13 protein-coding genes and 1 tRNA gene are annotated in these 18,020 nt (G+C 58.3%); 3 read left to right on the forward strand and 11 right to left on the reverse strand.

Features of this window, described 5'->3' with window-relative positions:
* Positions 1-101: 101 nt before the first annotated feature.
* A tRNA-Phe gene (locus LH86_RS01945) sits at positions 102-177 on the forward strand.
* A gap of 253 nt (positions 178-430) precedes the next feature.
* Here LH86_RS01945 and gss read toward each other — a convergent pair.
* The 11 genes from gss to LH86_RS02000 all read right to left on the reverse strand — a co-directional run bounded on the left by gss (position 431) and on the right by LH86_RS02000 (position 15,780).
* A complete protein-coding gene (gene gss / locus LH86_RS01950) occupies positions 431-2,293 on the reverse strand; it encodes a bifunctional glutathionylspermidine amidase/synthase (RefSeq protein WP_039297944.1) in 1,863 nt (620 codons plus the stop codon).
* Between the two features lie 208 nt (positions 2,294-2,501).
* A complete protein-coding gene (gene iolB, locus LH86_RS01955; RefSeq protein WP_039297945.1) occupies positions 2,502-3,320 on the reverse strand; it encodes a 5-deoxy-glucuronate isomerase in 819 nt (272 codons plus the stop codon).
* Between the two features lie 9 nt (positions 3,321-3,329).
* Positions 3,330-4,220, reverse strand: coding sequence for a myo-inosose-2 dehydratase (gene iolE / locus LH86_RS01960; RefSeq protein ID WP_039297947.1), 891 nt, complete (start codon positions 4,218-4,220; stop codon positions 3,330-3,332).
* Positions 4,221-4,230: 10 nt separating this feature from the next.
* The gene (locus tag LH86_RS01965; RefSeq protein WP_039297949.1) at positions 4,231-6,144 is read right to left on the reverse strand and encodes a bifunctional 5-dehydro-2-deoxygluconokinase/5-dehydro-2-deoxyphosphogluconate aldolase; all 1,914 of its coding nucleotides are present in this window, start codon (positions 6,142-6,144) and stop codon (positions 4,231-4,233) included.
* 9 nt (positions 6,145-6,153) lie between these two features.
* Entirely contained in the window at positions 6,154-7,287 is a 1,134-nt protein-coding gene (locus tag LH86_RS01970) for a Gfo/Idh/MocA family protein (RefSeq protein ID WP_039297950.1), read from the reverse strand.
* Between the two features lie 138 nt (positions 7,288-7,425).
* Positions 7,426-8,454 carry an ABC transporter permease gene (locus tag LH86_RS01975; protein WP_039287696.1) on the reverse strand — a complete coding sequence of 343 codons (1,029 nt, stop codon included), beginning with the start codon at positions 8,452-8,454 and terminating at the stop codon, positions 7,426-7,428.
* An 11-nt stretch (positions 8,455-8,465) separates the two neighbouring features.
* On the reverse strand, positions 8,466-10,013 hold the full coding sequence (locus LH86_RS01980) for a sugar ABC transporter ATP-binding protein (RefSeq protein WP_039297953.1): 1,548 nt from the start codon (positions 10,011-10,013) through the stop codon (positions 8,466-8,468).
* A gap of 51 nt (positions 10,014-10,064) precedes the next feature.
* Positions 10,065-10,994: a sugar ABC transporter substrate-binding protein gene (locus LH86_RS01985; RefSeq protein ID WP_039287700.1), complete on the reverse strand. Its 930-nt coding sequence runs from the start codon at positions 10,992-10,994 to the stop codon at positions 10,065-10,067.
* Between the two features lie 35 nt (positions 10,995-11,029).
* The gene (gene iolG, locus LH86_RS01990) at positions 11,030-12,016 is read right to left on the reverse strand and encodes an inositol 2-dehydrogenase (RefSeq protein WP_039297955.1); all 987 of its coding nucleotides are present in this window, start codon (positions 12,014-12,016) and stop codon (positions 11,030-11,032) included.
* A gap of 318 nt (positions 12,017-12,334) precedes the next feature.
* Positions 12,335-14,263: a 3D-(3,5/4)-trihydroxycyclohexane-1,2-dione acylhydrolase (decyclizing) gene (gene iolD, locus LH86_RS01995; RefSeq protein ID WP_039297957.1), complete on the reverse strand. Its 1,929-nt coding sequence runs from the start codon at positions 14,261-14,263 to the stop codon at positions 12,335-12,337.
* Between the two features lie 11 nt (positions 14,264-14,274).
* Positions 14,275-15,780 (reverse strand): CoA-acylating methylmalonate-semialdehyde dehydrogenase, encoded by a 1,506-nt coding sequence (locus LH86_RS02000; protein ID WP_039297959.1) that lies wholly within the window; start codon positions 15,778-15,780, stop codon positions 14,275-14,277.
* 249 nt (positions 15,781-16,029) lie between these two features.
* On the opposite strand from LH86_RS02000, the gene LH86_RS02005 reads away from it, so the two are divergent.
* Together LH86_RS02005 and mgrA are read left to right on the forward strand one after the other, a co-directional pair.
* Positions 16,030-16,881 carry a MurR/RpiR family transcriptional regulator gene (locus tag LH86_RS02005; RefSeq protein WP_008457013.1) on the forward strand — a complete coding sequence of 284 codons (852 nt, stop codon included), beginning with the start codon at positions 16,030-16,032 and terminating at the stop codon, positions 16,879-16,881.
* Between the two features lie 79 nt (positions 16,882-16,960).
* Positions 16,961-18,001, forward strand: a complete 1,041-nt coding sequence (gene mgrA, locus LH86_RS02010) for an L-glyceraldehyde 3-phosphate reductase (RefSeq protein WP_039297960.1) — start codon at positions 16,961-16,963, stop codon at positions 17,999-18,001.
* The last annotated feature ends 19 nt before the right edge of the window (positions 18,002-18,020 follow it).

Here is an 18,020-nt window from a genome sequence, read left to right on the forward strand (position 1 = left end):
ATGAAGTCTGTAACAGCCCGCACATAAATCAGGCAAACGCACCGTGCTGTACAACAAAGCCATTGACGCGGAATGGGGTTTACGGTTTAATGCGCCCCGTTGCCCGGATAGCTCAGTCGGTAGAGCAGGGGATTGAAAATCCCCGTGTCCTTGGTTCGATTCCGAGTCCGGGCACCACTATTTCAGAAGAACCCGCCTATGGCGGGTTTTTTGCTTTTGGAGAAGTGGACTCTGCATCGAACTGAAGTTCGATTATTCGTCTCATCCCTGAGACTCACCCCGTGAGGGGCCAGCGCAAGCGCTGTTCAAAAACGTTCCCGACGTTTTTGGCCGAGTCCGGGCACCACTATTTCAGAAGAACCCGCCTATGGCGGGTTTTTTGCTTTTGGAGATATGAGCTCTACATCGAAAGCTCCGTCACGCCAAAACGCTACCTGTCTTTGACCACAATCAGTGGTTCGATATCACTCTCTTTTTTAATCACCAGTGAATCATCCCCACGTAAACAAGTGCCGCCATAGCTGCCGCCCACGGTAAAAGTGCAGACCTGGATATATTTGCCATCCACCTTCGGCAGGCACCACAGCTGCTGATAGATATTCTTGCGGGCCACAAACTTGCCGCTGGTTTTATCCAGCAGTTCGTCGTGGTGGCTGACCAGATCGATATTGCTGCCACAGCGCCCGGCAATCGGCTTCACCGCGTAGCCGGTTTTTGCCAGCAGTTCGTTCACCTCGAAATCCGTATCCAGCAGGTAACGGTGGTTCGGGAACAGCTGCCAGAGCACCGGCAGAATGGCTTTGTTGCCGGGGATAACCGTCCACAGCGGCTCAAACACCAGCACTTCCGGGCGAAGCAAGACGTCAATCAGGCGCACCTCGCCTTGCGGATGACCGGTACGGATTGGCACGGCGGCATATTCGGTTTCGCTCACCTCACGAATTTGCTCAATCGCGGTTTCCCACGCCCAGGTTTTCCAGACGCAGTTCACCGCCCGGCCGTCATTATCAATAAGCTGCCCGGCACTGTCCCAGCGCAGCTCGCCCAGCCCGTGCAATATTTTGGTGTCAAACCCGGCCTGCATCAGCGAACGCTGCATGAACAACGCGTGGTAATCCTCCTCAGCATCATTGTCCTGCATGATGTGGACAAACGGGCGAGCGCTGCTGTGCTTCCAGGCCCCGGTTAGCTCTTCCAGCAACCCTTCCGCCGGATTATGCCCGGTTCCGCGATAGCCCGTCTTAACCCACTCCTCAAGGATAAGCCCGCTTTCGGTGTGGCAGGAAGCAGAATCGGCGTTGTATTCGTACACCTTCAGGCCGCGCTCATCCATGCAAAAATCCATGCGGCCGCTGACCATCTGGTGGCGGCGCCATTGCCAGGAAAGTCTCAGGCGAGGCCAGAGGATTTTGGGGATATCAAAAAGTGCCAGCAAATTGTCGTCTTTCAGCACTTTATCCGTAGCGTGCAGGTACATCAGGTGCAGCTCGTTGGTGGCCTTAATCAGCTCCTGCTCGGCGCTTTCGGTAATAGTGAAATACTGGCAAGGATCTTTATTGATAACGTGGCCGTTAGCCTGGACATAGGCCCGCTGGAGCTCATCTTTTTCATTCAGCCATTTGCCGTCAAACTGGCGCTTATTCTTCAGGCGAGCCCCGCCAATTTTTAGCGCTTCACCGCCGATGTCTGGCTGTGGTTCGCTGTGGGCGGTCTCTTCAGTCTGAATCATCCAGCCAAGAATAGAAGTGTCGGCAAACGTATCCTGCAGCGTGTAGTGCCCGTCGCATTCAACCAGGGTTAATTCACGCGTCCACTGCTGCCCGGCGGGTAACGGCGCATGAATCACGTTCTGCTCGGCGATGCGCACTTTATTGCCGATAAGCTGCGTGATCACCGCGACATGGCCGGTTTCGTGAAACTCACCGCCCTTCTGCCAGATAAGCAGCGCACCCGCCTCTGGCGCCCGTTTTGAGCCATTAGCAAAGGCCTGCAGTGGCAGAATATTGTCGTTCACCACCTGACGTAAAAAGCGCAGCGAGAAGATTTCCCATGCCATGTGAACGTCGGTAAAGACAAAGCCGTAGTTTAAAAAGAGGAAGCGGCGGGCAAACTCTACGCACTGCCATTTGTGGCCCATGTATTCGTTGCCGATGTAGCTACGAAACTCTGCGTCTTCGGGGTAATTTTTCGGGTCGAGGCTGCCGTAATTGGAGGAGTAAATCGCTACGCCACCCGGCGCATAACCCAGAAGTGTACCAAAGGGCGAATCGTTGTCTGGTGTTCCTGTATGCATGTGTCCAACCTAAATCAGGCAGGCGGCAAAGGTCACGCTGATTGTCGTCTGCACGTTAAAATTAACCTGACAGAGAAGTCATCATACACCTCTGCCCGGCATTATGTGCAGTCGCGCTTCGCTTAAACAAAGCGTGTTTTGGCAAGCCCTCACCAAAGAAAAAGGCTGCCTCAGCGGGCAGCCTTTGTTAAAAAGTGATTCAGCCGGTTTATTTGTTCCCGTACTCGCTGCCGTTAACCCAGGCGTGATCTTTCTCCCAGGTAAACATCCACTTGCGTACCGGCCCCGCCATCACGTTCAGGTAATAGCTGTCGTACCCGGCCATCGTCGCCACCGGGTGGTAGCCTTTCGGCACTTTCACCACATCTTTGTCGTACACCGCCATACACTCATCGAGCGCGCGATCGTCGGTATACACGCGCTGCAGACAGAACCCTTGTGGCGGGTTGAGGCGGTGATAATAAGTCTCTTCGAGATAGGTTTCGTTGGGCGGATTATCGGTGTCGTGCTTGTGGCTCGGGTACGAACTGGTGCAGCCTTCGTTGGTATACACTTCCACCACCAGCAGACTGTCTGCGGGCCTGTCCTCCGGCAGAATATTGTGGACATAGCGCTGGTTGTGGCCTTTGCCACGCGCCTCAGCATCAATATCCTGCGGGGCAATCAGTCGCGTGGCGTAAGTCCCTTTACCTGGCGCGGAGCAAACGGCCAGTTCGAGCGCGGTGAGCGCCTGCACCTTAACCGCCTCGCCGGACGTCACGTACACAGCCCAGGGTTTACGGCGTTCAAACGGGCTCATGCGGTCGCCTATTTCAGGGAAGCGAGCGAGCGGCGTGTCCACCGTCGCGCGCCCAGCAACCAGAACCAGGCAGCGCTCCTCCTCCACGGCGGGCAGTTCCAGAACCTGCCCTTCCTGAAGCTGATAAGCGGCAAACCCCACGTAGCCCCAGCCCGCGTTTTCCGGCGTGACGTGCTGCGTCTGCCCCTTCGCGTCTGGCTGCTGCCAGCGGGAAAGTAATTCGGCCATGCTCCCTCCTTAAATCAGCCCGGCTTCGCGAGCAAAACGGCTCAAATTAGCGTAGCCCAGCCGCGCGTAGGTCATCGGGTGTGCCACCGCCGGATCCTGCTCGGCCTCAACAACCAGCCAGCCCTGATAGTCGTGTTTTTTTAGCAACGTCATGATCGGCGGATAGTTCACGCAGCCGTCGCCCGGCACGGTAAATACGCCACTCAGCACCGCATCCAGGAAGCTGGTTTTACGGTTTTTCACGTCCGCCAGCACGCCAGCGCGCACGTCTTTGCAATGCACATGGTTAATACGCGAGATCCAGCGCTCGGCTACCGCCAGCGGATCGGCCCCCGCAAAAGTCAGGTGCCCGGTGTCCAGCAGCAGCCCGACTTCCGGCCCGGTGTGAACCATCAAATTATTCACGTCATCCGCGCTCTCAATCACCGTCCCCATGTGGTGATGATAGGCAATTTGTACTCCCTGCTGCTGGGTATAACGGGCAAACGCGGTAAGCTTTTCGCCGTATTCCTGCCAGCGTTCGGCCGGGAAACGGGGCCGTAAATGCACCGGGGTTTGCTGCTCCCCGTGAATACAGTGGGTGACTTCGGCAAACACCAACACCTTCGCGCCTAGCTCACGCAACAGCGTCAGATGCGGCTGTACGGCCTCGATTTCCTGCTCAACGGAGCGCTCAAGCAAGCGGCCGGAATACCAGCCGGAGACCAGCTTCAAATCATGTTTATCGAGAATCGGCCCCAGCACGCCGGCCTCTCGCGGGAACTTATTCCCCAGCTCAAAACCTTCAAACCCGGCCTCTTTCCCTTCGCTCAGGCAGGTGTCCAGCGGCGTGTCGGCGCCTAAAGAAGGCAGATCGTCATTGGTCCAGGTCAGCGGGTTAATGCCTAAATGCACTGTCATAATGCTCTCCTTATTGTTTATGCTGGCCGCGCTCGCGCCACAGGGCGATCAGCCGCAGGTAATTGTCACGGATACGCGCCACCAGCTGCGCATCGTCGATATCGCGTTTTAACCAGGCCTGCGAGGCTTCGCCAAACAGCGTACGCCCTACCGCAAAGCCTTTCACAATCGGGTAATTAGCGGCGGCATTGAAGCCTTCACGCAGCACATCAACCGGGGCATCCAGGCCGAGGATCACCACGCCACGGCAGTGGGGATCGCGTTTTTCAACCAGCTCGCTCATCGCCGCCCAGCCAGCGCTGCTCAGCGGCGGCAGCTTCCACCAGTCCGGGTAGATACCGAGGTTGTAGAAGCGGGAAACTGCTCTGAGATAAAGCTCATCGCTGCGCGGCATATCCGCCGGAAGGATAACTTCCAGCAGCAGCTCGTGGCCCGACTGGCAGCAGGCCCGGTACACTTCGGCAACCTTCTGCTCCTGCTCCAGGCGGAGCGCGTGGGCATCTTCCGGGTGGAAAAAGACCAGGCACTTGACGATGTGTTCCTGCGGCCAGCTAATCAGCTGCGAGCCGATATTGCCGTGTTCCATTTCCAGCGGGCGTGACCCCGGCAGCTCAATCGGACGGCCAATCCACCAGCCTTCACCGGTGATGGAATTCAGCGCATCCTGGCCAAAGGTACCGTCGCACAGCAGCCCGGCCTTACCCTCCAGCTCGGCACGCTGGGCGGCCTCGCGGCTGGCCTGCAGAATCAATTGTTTCAACACCGGAATACGGCGTAAATCCGCGCCGCTTTTGAGCGCCATCTCTTCCAGTTGGCTGCGATGGTCGAACGCCATCACGCAGAGTTCCGGCCACTGGCGGCGGCGGGTGGTGACGCGGTGCAGGTGGTTCAGGCGAGTGTCGAGATCCGGGCGAGGCACCTGATGCTCACGCGAAAGGTAATCATCCAGCTCAATTTTACTCGGCATTGCCGGGGCGCAGCCGTGGCGTGAAACCACCAGCGCGCCGCAGGCATTGGCATAGCGGCAGGCCTGCTCCCAGCCTTCGTCGTTGAGGTAACCACGCAGCAAGCCGGACATGAACGCATCCCCTGCGCCCAGCACGTTGAGCACTTCCACGCGCACGCCGCTGACGTTGATCCCACCGTCCAGCGAGTCAGGAATCAGCCCAAGGAACACAGAACAACCTTGCGCTCCACGCTTACAGACCAGCGTCGCCTCGGTGTTTTGCCGTACTTTTTTCAGCGCCGTCAGCGTGTCGGTTGACCCACCGGCAATGTGAAATTCTTCTTCGGTGCCGACAACCACATCAAAAAGATGCAGGACCGATTGCAGTTGGGTTGTGACCTGTTTGGCTTCAACAAAGCGCGTCTCGCCGTCGCCAAGGGAAGTCAGCCCCCACAGCACCGGACGGTAATCAATATCCAGCACGGTGCGCACATCATTCCGGCGGGCATAGCTCAGTGCGGTCAGCACCGCCTCACGAGTACGTGGATTAGAAAGGTGCGTGCCGGTAATCGCCAGGCAGCGGGCGGAGGCAATGTACTCTTCGCTGAAATCGTCCGCCGTAATTGCCATATCGGCACAGTTGTCGCGGTAAAAAATCAGCGGGAAAGTGTCGCGGTCTTTGATGCCCAGCAGCACCAGCGCCGTCAGCCGATCTTTGTCGGTGATTAAATGGCTGGTGTCGCAGCCGACCTGGCTAAGCTCTTCGCGCAGAAAGCGCCCCATGTGCTCGTCGCCAACGCGCGCCAGCATGGAAGATTTCAGCCCCTGACGAGCGGTGCCGTAGGCCACATTGCCGGACGAGCCGCCAAGATAACGGGCGAAGCTGCTGGCATCTTCCAGCCGCGCGCCAATCTGCTGGCTGTAGAGATCTACCGCGACCCGCCCCATGCAAATCAGATCCAACTGCTTTTCTTTCATGCTTCGTCCTCAGACAATGTCAGATACGTTGACCCAGCGCCCCTGCTGGTGTGACAGGGCAATCGCATCGAGAATGCGTGATACCTTCCAGCCCTCTTCAAAATCCGGCCACAGCGGGGCGTCGGCGGCAATGCCGTCGATCAGATCGCGTACTTCCACCGTTTTTTGATCGTTAAAGCCAATGCCGTGTCCCGCGCCCATGCAGAACGAGCCGTAGTCCGGGTGAGCCGGGCCAACCAGCAGCGTGCGGAACCCCTGACGGCCTTCGGGATCGCTTTGCAGATAAAGTTTCAGCTCCGCCATACGTTCCTGGGTAAAGCTCATCGCCCCTTTTGTGCCGGTGATCGTCCAGGTCAGCCCCATTTTTCTGCCGCTGGCTACGCGTGATGTTTCAATCACGCCCTGGGCACCGCCTTCAAAGCGCACCATCGCGTGGGCCTGATCTTCGTTTTCTACGGCGATCATCTCGCGGCTGCCCGCCGAAGCCGGGCGCTGCGGCACCACGATTTTAAGATCGCCGCAGACTTCGCGGATATCGCCGACCAGGTACTGAGCCATATTGACGATGTGCGCCGCCAGATCCCCCAGTGCACCAAGCCCGGCGGTTTCTTTGAAACAGTGCCAGTGGATCGGTGAAAGCGGATCGGCCATATAGTCTTCGTTGTGGGTGCCGTAGAAGTGGATTACTTCCCCGATCTCACCGCGCGCAATGATCTGCTTTGCCAGCTGCGCCGTTGGGTTCTTCATGTAGTTGAAGCCCACCAACGTTTTAACACCGGCCAGATCGGCGGCATCCACCATCAGGCGCGCGTCGCGGGCGTTCAGCGCCAGCGGCTTTTCTGAATAGACGTGCTTGCCGTGGCGAATCGCCTCCAGCGCCATCTCCTTATGCAGGTGGTTTGGGGAACAAATGTCCACCACGTCGATATTCGGGTCCGCCACCAGTTCGCGCCAGTCGCCGGTGGAGCGATTAAACCCAAACGCGGCGGCGCGCTTTGCCGCCAGTTCCGGCGTGACTTCCGCGACCATTTCACGCACCAGTTCGCCCTGCAGGTCAAAGACCGTCGGCGCCTGCGCGTAGGCGATGGCGTGGGCTTTACCGATGTAGCCGGTGCCGATTAAACCAATTCTGACCTTTTTCATGTGTTGTTCCTGAAGTCGTGACCAGCCTTTGTACCCTCACCCCAGCCCTCTCCCTGAAAGGGAGAGGGGGAAAACAGAGGCTGCTTTGACAATATTCCCTCTCCCCTCTGGGGAGAGGGTTAGGGTGAGGGGCAATCCCTACAGCGCACCGCGTCTATTCTTGGCGTAGGTATCAAACGCCACCGCCAGCACGATAATCAGCCCGGTAATGATCTGCTGGTAGTAGGCCGACACATTCATCAGCACCAGGCCATTAATCAGGATCCCCATGATGATGGCGCCGATGATCGTGCCGCTGATCCGCCCGTAGCCGCCCATCAGCGATGTCCCGCCGATCACCACCGAGGCGATCACCCGCAGCTCAAAAGAGATCCCCGCCACCGCTTCAGCGCTGCCCAATCGGGCGCTGAGCACAAAACCCGCCAGCCCGGCAAGACAACCAATCACCACGTACACGCTAACCAGCACGCGCTTCACGTTAACCCCGGCAAGTCGAGCCGCTTCCGGGTTGCCGCCGATGGCATAAACAAAACGCCCCCAGCGAGTTTTATGCAACGCCAGATAGCCCAGAATTGAGACAATGGCGAAGATCCAGATAGGTATCGAGATGCCGAGCATTTCGCCGCGTCCCCACCAGCGGTAGCCGGCATCAAACCCGGCGATTGGCGCGCCGTCGTTGATCACCAGCGTCAGGCCGCGCCAGATAGTCATCCCGCCCAGCGTGACAATGAACGGCGGCAGACGCAGGCGAGTGACGCCCAGGCCGTGCAGGAAGCCGATCAGCGTGCCGAGTGCCAGGCAAATCCCCAGCCCCAGCAGCCAGCTAAAGCCGCCCCAGGCGTTGGGATCGACGGTGGTAAAGTTGTCGCCCTTGATCACGTAGGCTGCGGTCATGGCACACACGGCCAGGATCGAACCCACCGACAGATCGATACCCGCCGTGAGAATGACAAAGGTCATGCCCACCGCGATGATCCCGTAGATGGAAACCTCGGTCAGGATGTTAAAAATATTGCGTTCGGACAGGAAGTTGCTGTTCTGCGACTGGAAGAAGATCAGCAACAGAAACATGAAGATCAGCACCCCGAAGCGCTCGAAGAAAGCGATCGGATCGAAGCGCGAGGCACTTTTTGCCGGCGTCTGGGTTTTGGTAATCATCTGCGTCATGGGCTCCCCCGTTATGCGGCGCTTAAGGCGCTATGGTTGATGGCCATCAGGGTCATCAGCCGTTCTTCGTTGGCTTCATCGCCGTGCAGCTCGCCGGTCACTCGCCCTTCGCTGAGGGTAATGATCCGATCCGACACCGCGAGAATCTCCGGCAGGTCGGAAGAGATCACGATCACCGCCACGCCCCGCTTAGCCATATCAAACAGCACCTGATGCACTTCCGATTTAGTGCCTACGTCAATGCCGCGAGTCGGCTCGTCGACGATCAACACGCGCGGATTCAACGCCATACAGCGCGCCAGAATCACTTTTTGCTGGTTCCCGCCGGAGAGCTTGCGCACCTCCTGCTCGGCGTTCACCATTTTGATTTGCAGCGCCTGCCGGTAGGACTCAATCAGCGCATCTTCTTTGCGCGGGCTGACGAAGTAGCGCCAGGTCAGCAGCGACGAAAGGCTGGAGAGCGACAGGTTGTCGCGGATCGACAGGCCCAGCACCGCCCCTTCTTTTTTACGATCTTCCGGCACCAGCGCGATCCCCTGGTCCAGGGCATGCATCGGGTTTTGCGGCCGGTAAGGTTTGCCGTCCAGCTCGAAGCTGCCGGTGGTAAATTTGTCTGCGCCAAACAGGCAGCGAGCAACTTCGGTGCGCCCGGCGCCTACCAGCCCGGCGATGCCCAGCACTTCTCCGGTGTGGACGTGGAAACTGATGTCTTTCAACGCAATGCCGTGCGGATCAAGCGGCGGTTTTTCACGGCTCAGCCCCTTCACCGCCAGGCGGATGGGCTTGTCTGCGTGGTGCGTGAGGCTGGCATCGCGGCGGTTAAACACCACGTCGCGGCCGACCATCAGGCGGATAATTTGCTCCACGTTGGTGCCCGCCACGTCGCCGGAGCCGGTATAGCGGCCATCCTGGAACACGGTGAACCGGTCACAAAGCTGGAAGACTTCATGCAGGCGATGCGTCACATAAATAATGCTGACGCCGCGACCTTTCAGCTCGCGCACCACGCGGTGCAGGCTCTCAACTTCGCTGTCGCTCAGGGCTGCGGAAGGCTCATCCATAATGATCAGTCGGGCGTTCAGCGTCAGCGCTCTGGCAATCTCAACCATCTGCTGCTGGGCCACGCTCAGGCGGGCCACGGCGGTCGTTGGCGCGACGTTGAGCTGCAAATAATCCAGAATGACCTGCGCTTCCTGGTTCACCGCTTTGCTGTCGACAATCAGGTTGCGGCGGCGCGGTTCGCGGCCAAGAAACATGTTTTCCGCCACCGTCATATTGGGCAGCAGGTTAAATTCTTGATAAATCGTGATAATGCCTTTGTTCTGGCGCACTACCGGCGAGTCATCCGCCGAAAGCGTTTCACCGTTAAACCAGATCTCACCGCGCGTTTGCGGCTGCGCCCCGGCCAGCGCCTTCAGCAGCGTGGATTTCCCCGCACCGTTTTCCCCCAGCAGGGCATGGATTTCCCCCTGCCCAACGCTGAGCTGCGCGCTGCTTAACGCCCAGACGCCGGAAAAACTCTTCGCCAGGTCGGTCACTTTCAGTAAAGGTTGCGACATCAGACTGCTCCTCTGTTGCGCCCGCCCGCGGGCGGACGGGCACGTTCAGATTTATTTGCCGGCTTCGCCGATACGCTCTGCTTGATCGAGGTTATCTTTGGTGATCATCGTGGGCGCGTAATCTGCCCCGGTGATCGCCTTCTTCTCACGAATGTTGGCCACCAGTTGGCTCATCGCCGTTTTCACCGCAAAACCAGGGCGCTGATCGGCGGTGGCCGCCATCCAGCCGTCACGCACGCGGGCCAGCGCTTCCGGCACGGCGTCAAAGCCGGTCACCAGCACTTCACCTGGCTTCATGCCCTGGCCCTGCAGCGCTTCAATCGCACCGAGCGCCATATCATCGTTAGCGGAGAGGATCACCTGAGGCTTTTTCGGCAGCGATGGCAGGACGCTTTCAACGATGCGCATACCTTCAGAACGCATCCAGTTCCCGGTCTGATCGGCGACGATCTTGTATTTGTCACCCCCGGCTTTCAGGCCGTCGCGGATCCCTTTGGTACGTTCGATATTGGAAGAGGAGCCTGGCTGCCCGGTCAGCAGCACGATGTCCGCGCCGTCAGGGAATTTGGCTTTCACAAAATCAGCGACGGCCTGGCCACCTTTGTAGTTGTTGGCACCAAAGTGCGGTACCGGCTTGTCGCTGGCAACCGAGCGGTCCAGAGTCACCACCGGCAGTTTGGCATCCTGAATTTCCCCTACCGCGCTCGACACGGCGTTAACGTCGTTTGGCGAAACGATAAACCCCTGAGCGCCACGGGTGATGGCGTTTTCCAGGTCCGCGACCTGCTTAGGCGAGCTGCCCTGGCTGTCGAGAACCTGCAGCTTGACGCCCATCTCTTTGGCGGCCTGCACGGCGGTGCGCTGCATATGCACTTCAAACGGCATCGCAAGGTTGGGGGTGCTAAAAACAATCTGTTCGTTTTCGGCCAGCGCCGGAGCCGTGGTCAGGGCGATGAGGGCGGCGAGGATCAGCTTTTTCATTGTTATCTCTCTTCTATGTGTAGGGTCTTCGGAGGTTACAAAGCAACTTCGCGCTGGCTACGCAGTGACTCCAGCGCCTTGTCGGCCAGGTACAGGGCGCGTTCACCGTCATCGCCGCTGCACTCGGGTTTGGCCTCGCCGCGCAGGACGGCAACAAAGTGCTGCCATTCGGCGGCGTAGGCATCTTTGTAGCGCTGGAGGAAGAAATGTTCTGGCAATGCGCTGGTGTTGCCGCCGTCGCCGAAGAATTGAACCTGGTTTTCCAGGATATTGCCCGCTGTCAGCAGGCCCTTAGCGCCGTGCAGCTCCAGACGCTGGTCGTAGCCATAGGCCGAGCGGCGGCTGTTGACGATAGTCGCCAGCGCCCCGGAGGCATATTTCAGGACGATAAAAGCGGTATCGATGTCGCCCGCTTCGCCAATCGCCGGATCCACCAGATTGCTGCCCTGGGCATACACGGCCACCGGCTCTTCACCCATGATGAAGCGAGCCATATCAAAATCATGAATGGTCATGTCGCGGAACATGCCGCCGGAGACACGCACATATTCAGCGGGCGGCGGCGACGGGTCGCGGGAAATAATCATCAGCGATTCCGGCGTGCCAATGCGCCCCTGCAGCGCTTCGTTTTTCAGCTTGCGGAACTGCGGATCAAAGCGACGGTTAAAGCCGATAAACAGCGGCACATTATGTGCTTTCACCACTTTCAGGCAGTCGCGCACGCGGGCCAGATCCAGATGTACCGGCTTTTCGCAGAAGATCGCTTTGCCGTGTCTGGCGGCCAGCTCAATCAGGTCGGCGTGGGTGTCGGTCGCCGAGGCGATTAGCACCGCATGAACCTCCGGGTCACTCATCGCCTGGGCAACGCTCTGCTGGCGCGCCTGGTATTTTTCAGCAATGCGCGCGGCGTTTTCTGCATTAGGATCGACAACGGACCAGAGGGTGGAATGGGGATGGGCGGCAATATTGGCGGCGTGGATTTGGCCGATACGGCCTGCGCCCAGTAAAGCAATGTTAAACATGGCGGCTCCCGAGAGTGGTGTTGCAGTAGGGTCATGAGCCGGGTCTTCCGGCTTTCACATGCAGCTGAATAACGACGCCTTAAATAAAACATTTATTTCATTTTAATGCAGAGTGAAAACTTCATTTTTGCGCAGGGGTTAACATTTTGATAATTTATCGGCTGTATTTTGTTAGCAAAATCACAACGCCGAATGAATTAAAACCTGTACAGAGAAGGGATTTGAGAGGAAGAGCGCGCCCATGTTGCAGCGCCAGAGGAAAAGAAAGTGAAAATGAAATAAACATTCCGCCAGATAGTCCAGCGGAATGTTAAAGGGTTAGTATTGGCGGGCGTTTTTAAGCTTAGCGGCGGTTTGCTCCGCGGCATCGGCCACCGCGCTCGAACGCGAAACCTGGGCATCACCGGTGCGCCACCAGGCCTCGTAGTCGTGAGTCATGGTTTTAGGCAGCACTTTGATATCCAGCAGCGTTGGCCCCGGCTCCTGACGAGATGCCTCCAGCGCGGCTAGCAGCTCCGCCTCGCTGTTGACCCGCCAGGCTTTGCAGCCGTAGCTTTCGGCATTTTGAGCAAAATCCACCTTCACCAGCGGACCATCCAGCCTGCCGCTGTGCGGATTTCGATGGCGGTTTTCGGTACCAAAACTGCCCATGCCGTGGCCCATCTGCAGGTTATTGATGCAGCCGAACCCGGCGTTATCGAACAGCAGAATGGTGATTTTTATCCCTTCCTGCACGGCGGTTTGCAGCTCGGAATGCAGCATCAGGTAAGAACCGTCCCCCACCATCGCATACACCGGCTGCTGCGGCTTCGCGAGCTTTGCCCCTACCGCCGCGGCTACCTCGTAGCCCATACACGAATAGCCGTATTCGAGGTGATAGCTGTCCGGCGTTTTTACCTGCCACAGGCGCTGTAAATCCCCCGGCAGAGAACCCGCCGCGCCCACCACGATAGCGTCATCTTCAATATGCTGATTCACCAGGCCCAGCACGCGGGTTTGGGTTAATGAAGTGCCTAGCTCGCGGCTGTATTCCTGCAATGTTTCGTCCAGATGGCCCGCCACTTCCGGGGCTTCTCCTGTCTGCCATTGCCGCGTCCACAGCCGCTGGCACTCCTCGCGCCAGGCCGCTTTAGCGTTTGCTGCCTCGTTATGCCAGGCGGCGTGATAGCCAGCCAGATGCAGCCCGGCAGCCAACTGCTCAAGCCCAATCCGGGCATCGGCCACCAGCGGCGTGGCGTCCAGCTTAAGGGCGTCGAATTCGGCCACGTTCAGCAGCAGGTAGTCAGCCTCGGGTGAAAACAGTGATTTCGAGCCGGTGGTAAAATCGGTCAGCCGTGTCCCCACGCCGATGATTAAATCCGCCTTCGGAGCCAGCAGGTTAGCCGCCAGACCGCCTGTTACTCCGAGGCCCCCCAGATTAAGTGAGTGCTCGCTTACAACTGCACCTTTCCCGGCCTGTGTTTCGGCAAACGGCAGCCCGAAGCGCTCCACAAAATCCTGAAAAGCCCGATGCGCGCCGGAATAGCGAACCCCGCCACCGCAAATAACCAGCGGCCGACGCTTGCTGGCAATGAGCTTTAGCGCGGTCTGCAGCCGGTTTTCATCCGGCGGACGCCGCTCGAGATGGTGCACTCGCCGGGCAAAGAAGCTTTGCGGGTAATCCCAGGCTTCACCCTGCACGTCCTGTGGCAGGCAAATCGTTACCGCGCCGGTATCAGCGGGGTTAGTAAGCACTCGCATGGCACTAATCATGGCGCTCATCAGCTGTTCAGGGCGGTTGATTCTGTCCCAGTAGCGGGACACCGGCCGGAAGCAGTCGTTGGTGCTAATGCTCAGGTCATGAAACTGCTCGATTTGCTGGAGCACCGGGTCCGGCTGCCGGCTGGCATAGATGTCGCCGGGCAAGAGCAGCAGCGGAATGCGGTTGGCAGTAGCCGTTGCGGCGGCAGTCACCATATTGGCAGCTCCCGGTCCCACGGAGGAGGTCACGGCATAAATCCTCTGCCGCTTGTGCTGCCTGGCGAAGCCGGTGGCGATATGCGCCATCCCCTGCTCGTTACAGCCCTGATGCACCTTCAGGTGCCCGGGGTCTTCCTCCAGCGCCTGCCCAAGGCCGAGCACGTTGCCGTGCCCGAAAATGGTCATTACGCCTTCTATAAACGGCTGCTCCTGCCCGTCAATTTCTACGTACTGCTGGTTTAAAAACCTGACCAGCGCCTGCGCCATGGTCATGCGTTGTGTGGTCATCTTTCCTCCCCTTAGCCCAGCGTCGGCATTGAGAATGCAGATCCTTGCTGATGGCTGGTTTCCGGCCAGCGGGCAGTAACGGTTTTCATCCGCGTGTAGAAACGCACGCCGTCACTGCCGTGCACGTTCAGCGGCCCGAAGATAGAACGCTTCCAGCCGCCAAAGCTGTGGAAAGCCATCGGCACCGGGATAGGCACATTGACACCAACCATGCCCACCAGGACTTCTTCTGTAAAGCGCCTGGCCGTGCCGCCGTCACGGGTAAAAATCGCCGTGCCGTTGCCGTATTCGTGTTTGTTGATCAGATCCAGCGCGCTGGCGTAATCCGGCACTCTTACCACGCTCAGCACCGGGCCGAAGATCTCTTCTTTATAAATGGTCATCTCAGGCGTGACATGGTCAAACAGCGTTGGGCCAACAAAATAGCCGCCTTCGTGGCCTGCCAGCTTGAGGCCACGGCCATCCACGCGCAGCGTCGCGCCCTGCTGCTCTCCGCTATCAATATAGCCCAGCACTTTCGCCCGGTGCGGCGCGGAAATCAGCGGCCCCATTTCGTTTTCCGGCTCCAGCCCAAGCCCCGGCCCCACACGCAGCGTAGCAAGCTGTTTTTCCAGCCCCGTGCACAGCGCATCTGCAGTTTCATCCCCCACAGCGACCACCACCGAAAGCGCCATGCAGCGTTCCCCGGCGGCACCAAAAGCCGCCCCCATAATGGCGTTAGTCGCCATATCCAGATCGGCATCCGGCATCAAAATGCAGTGGTTTTTTGCCCCGCCCAGCGCCTGGCAGCGCTTACCGTGGGCAGAAGCAGTCTGGTAAATGTATTCGGCAATCGGCGTTGAGCCGACAAAGCTGACGGCCTGAACTCTCGGGTCGGTCAGCAATACGTCCACGGCTTCTTTATCGCCCTGCACCACGTTGAACACGCCGTCCGGCAGCCCGGCTTCCTTCAGCAACTGAGCCAGCCGCAGCGACAGCGACGGATCTTTTTCCGACGGCTTGAGCACAAAGGTATTCCCGGTTGCCAGCGCAATGGGGAACATCCACATCGGCACCATCGCCGGGAAATTAAACGGCGTGATCCCCGCACAGACGCCAAGCGGCTGCATCAGAGAATGGCTGTCCACGCCCGTTCCTACGTTGGCCGAATGCTCACCTTTTTGCAGATGCGGGATGCCACAGGCGAACTCCACCACTTCAAGGCCACGGGTCAGCTCGCCCACCGCGTCAGAATAGACTTTGCCGTGCTCTTCGCTAATGAGCTTCGCCAGGCCGTCCATGTGTTCCTCAAGCAGGCTTTTAAAGCGGAACATCACGCGGGCGCGCTTAAGCGGAGACTGGCGAGCCCAGCCCGGAAACGCCTGCTGGGCAGCGGCAATGGCCTGCTCCGTCTGCCTGGCCGTGCTCATGGCGACCTGGCGGATCTGCGCGCCGGTCGCCGGGTTAAAGATCGCCTGTACCCGCTGGCCTTCGCCCGCGACGCATTCACCGTGGATAAAATTCGCTACCGTCTCCATCTCTGGCCTCTTGCTGTTAGGGTTGTCTCCCGAACACTGTATATGAAACAAACATTCCATTTTAAGTTGAAATAAAATAAATGTTGATTATTGTGATCAACACTTCGTTTTTATGTTAACCCGCAGAATGAGGTGCAAAGACTGAGAGGTCGGCTGCGTTTCAGCCTCCACCAGTTTTGGTGCATCTGTTTCATTTTTGCCGGGACTACGCTTAAATACGTTTCAGCAAATACTTTTGAGGATGGCAAATTGACCACGGCGACAACCCTGAGCGAACTCCAGCAGCAGATCCGCGACCGCTACGACAGCCTGAGCAAAAGGCTGCAGCAGGTTTCCCGTTACGTGCTGGATAACACCAACAGCGTGGCATTTGATACCGTGGCCGCCATTGCCGAGCGGGCCGAGGTGCCGCCCTCTACGCTTATCCGTTTTGCCAATGCCTTTGATTTCAGCGGGTTCAACGAAATGAAACAGCTGTTTCGCATGAATCTGGTGGAAGAGACAGCCAGCTATACCGACCGGGCGAGATTATTCCGGGAACTGGGCAGCGAGGCCGTGCCGGAAACGCCGCTGGATATTTTGCAGGAGTTTGCCCGCTCCAATGCTCAGGCCCTGCAGCAGCTGGCCGCCCGTACCGAACCGGAAATGCTGCAGCGTGCCGTGGAATTGCTTGCCGAAGCCGACACGATCTACGTTGTCGGCCTGCGTCGCTCCTTTAGCGTGGCGGCCTATCTGACCTACGCCCTGAGCCACCTGGATTGCCGCGCCGTGCTGCTGGACGGGCTTGGCGGGATGCTGCGTGAGCAGGTCAACCGGGTGAAAGCGAAAGATATTGTGGTGTCGATAAGCTTCTCCCCGTACGCCGAAGAGACGCTGATGGTGAGTGAAATTGCCGCCCAGGCGGGCGCTCGCCAGATAGTGATCACGGACAGCCAAATTAGCCCGTTTGCAACGTTTAGCGATCTCTGTTTTGTGGTGAAAGAGGCGCAGGTAGACGCTTTTCGTTCGCAGTCCGCCACGCTTTGTTTGGTGCAGTCGCTAATGGTGGCACTGGCGTATTACCAGGGTACGCCGCACAGCGCGCTCTCGCCGGAGGCCTGATTTTCGGATTGCCGAATGTCTCCGCAGGGTTAAGATGGAAACAATGTTTCAAAAATAACTCTTACCCTAAGGAGACATCATGCCCTACGAAGCCAGCCCGTCGCGTTATCAATCCATGCAGTATCGCTTCTGCGGTCAGAGTGGCCTGCAGCTGCCCGCGCTTTCTCTTGGCCTGTGGCACAGTTTTGGCGGCGTGAGCCCGCTGGAATCCCAGCGCGATCTGCTGCGCACCGCGTTCGATCTTGGCATTACGCATTTCGATCTGGCGAATAACTACGGGCCACCTCCGGGCTCGGCGGAAGAAAACTTTGGCCGCCTGCTGAAGCAGGATTTTAGCGGCTACCGAGACGAGCTGATTATCGCCACCAAAGCGGGGTATGACATGTGGCCAGGCCCTTATGGCTCCGGCGGCTCACGTAAGTACCTGCTGGCGAGTCTGGATCAGAGCCTGAAGCGCATGGGGCTGGAATACGTCGATATTTTCTATTCCCATCGCGTCGATGAGAGAACGCCGATGGAAGAAACGGCCAGCGCCCTGGCTCACACAGTGCAAAGCGGCAAAGCGCTTTATGTCGGGATCTCCTCTTACTCCTCCGAAAGAACACAGAAAATGGCCGATCTGCTGCGAGAATGGAAAATTCCGCTGCTTATTCACCAACCCTCCTACAACCTGTTAAACCGCTGGGTCGATAAAAGCGGGCTGCTGGACACGCTGCAGCACAACGGCAGCGGCTGCATCGCCTTTACCCCGCTCGCCCAGGGCCTGCTGACCGGCAAATACCTGAACGGCATCCCGGAAGGTTCAAGGATGCAGGTGGAAGGCAAAAAAATTCGCGGGCTGAATGAAAAGATGCTGACCGAGGCGAATCTCAGCAGCCTGCGCTTGCTCAACGAAATGGCGCAACAGCGCGGCCAGACAATGGCGCAGATGGCGCTGAGCTGGCTGCTGAAAGATGAACGCGTCACCTCCGTGCTGATTGGTGCCAGCCGGGCAGAACAGCTCAAAGAGAATGTGAAAGCGCTGGATAATTTGCACTTTACGGCAGAAGAGCTGGAGAGAATTGACCGCCACGTCGCCGATGGCGAGCTAAATCTGTGGCAGGCATCGTCCGACAAATAAAAGCAAAAGCCCCTGTAAA

It is taken from the genome of Cedecea neteri, from assembly GCF_000758325.1.
In the GTDB taxonomy this organism is placed as follows: Bacteria; Pseudomonadota; Gammaproteobacteria; order Enterobacterales; family Enterobacteriaceae; genus Cedecea; species Cedecea neteri_B.